Annotated in this window: 1 pseudogene; it reads right to left on the bottom strand. The window is 48.8% G+C overall.

Annotated features, from left to right (window positions below):
• Nucleotides 1-566: pseudogene (locus R7Q46_RS29115) on the bottom strand (threonine ammonia-lyase, biosynthetic); the annotation flags it as partial.

The following is a 566-nucleotide window of genomic DNA, read 5'->3' as shown; positions in this document are numbered from 1 at the left end:
AATGGGTGCCAAGCGTGCTTAAGAACTTCAATAGTGCGCCTGGATACTCAGGAAATTCAAAGCTATAGAGACGCTCTTTCAGCTGTTTAGAGGGCTTGCCACCGATCATGTAACGAATGTGCAGTTTGGCCATTTCATCGTCGGACAAATCAACGACTGGGTAGCCACCTTCGCGTAGGTCGCGAATGATGTTATCCAGCTCTTCCTGACCGCCTTGCAGGCGTACACCAACAAAGATATTCGCCAGTTCATCATCGTTGTAACGGTAGTTAAACTCGGTGACAGCGCGGCCGCCAATCAGATTACAGAATTCAAAGAAAGCGCCTTGGCGTTCTGGAATCGTCACGGCCAATAGACCTTCACGCTTCTCACCTAATTCACAACGCTCTGAAACATAACGTAAACCATGGAAGTTGGTATTTGCGCCAGACAGCACCGTGGCAAGGTTTTTGTTTTCCAGTTGGTTTTGCTCAACAAACTTCTTCAAGCCAGCCAGAGCAAGCGCCCCGGATGGTTCAGCAATCGCGCGAGTATCCTCAAAAATGTCTTTTACGGCAGCGCAGATT

This window comes from Vibrio sp. 811, from assembly GCF_033339195.1.
The sequence above is the reverse complement of the archived record's forward strand: the minus strand, read 5'-3'. Positions and strand labels throughout refer to the sequence as shown.